Raw genomic sequence first — 1192 nt, forward strand, 5'->3', positions numbered from 1 at the left:
ATATATATATATATATATATATATATATTATTTTTCAATAAAGTTTATATATGGCATAGAATATAATTATTATCGGTTAATAGGTAGTGATTATTCTCTACTTATTCTAACTGTTTTTTATCAATAATTGAATGTAAAAGGAGGTGAAAAATGTTAAAATACAAGAAAATAATTTTGTTCACGATAATCTTCATGTGTTTATTTGTATGTAGTTTATCAACTATTAGTGCAGCAAATAACACTATTAATACTTCATCCACGATAACCAATGGAATAGCTGGCACAGGTGCTGGAGACACATTAACTTTACAAGAAGGAATATACAACAAAACAGGTGACTATGGAATAACAATCAGCAAAAATATAACAATACAAGGTAACACATCAACAAACCAAGTAATCATCGACGCACAAGGACTCAACAGAATATTTACAATAAACAATAACTTGAATGTGACTTTCATAAACATAACATTCACAAATGGAAGGGCTGGAAATGGTGGAGCAATATATAATCAAAATACTGCAACAAAGATGACTTTCATCAACTGTACATTCACAAACAACGTTGCACCTTCTGGTGAAGGTGGTGCCATCAACAATTTTGGTGCTAATATGAGAGTTAATGGTTGTACTTTCATTAACAACACTGTTGTTGCTGGTGGCGGTGGTGCTATCTGGAATCAAGCTGGTGGTAATCTTAGTGTTAGTGATTCTACTTTCATTAACAACACTGCTAATTATGCTTATAATTGGAGAGGTGGCGGTGCTATCTACAATATGCGTAGTCATGTTTTTAGTGTTATTGGTTGTACTTTCATTAACAACACCGCTGATCCTGGTACTGGTAGTGCTTTAGCCAATAGAGATAGTAATAATGTTATTGTTAGTGGTTGTACTTTCATTAACAACGCTGCTAATGTTACTAATCTGGATAGGGGTGGTATTATCTTCATTTTGGCTAGTAGTAATATAACTATTAATTATAATCGTATATTTAATAATACTGATGTTAATGGTTTTGATATTGTAAATAATCAAGGTAGTAATGTTAATGCTGATTTTAATTGGTGGGGGACAAACAATATAACTAATATAAGTGGCAGGATTTCTGGCACTGTTGCTATCAATAATTATTATATTTTCAATTTCACTAACTCTAGTAGTTTGGATAATCTTCATGTTGGTGACA

Annotated in this window: 1 protein-coding gene; it reads left to right on the top strand. The window is 31.4% G+C overall.

From position 1 onward, the window contains the following. Window positions 1-150: 150 nt before the first annotated feature. The coding region (locus MBCUT_RS00860) for a right-handed parallel beta-helix repeat-containing protein (protein ID WP_342667562.1) at window positions 151-1192 on the top strand (1042 nt) is incomplete at its 3' end.

Origin of the sequence: Methanobrevibacter cuticularis (assembly GCF_001639285.1) — an archaeon.
In the GTDB taxonomy this organism is placed as follows: Archaea; Methanobacteriota; Methanobacteria; order Methanobacteriales; family Methanobacteriaceae; genus Methanobaculum; species Methanobaculum cuticulare.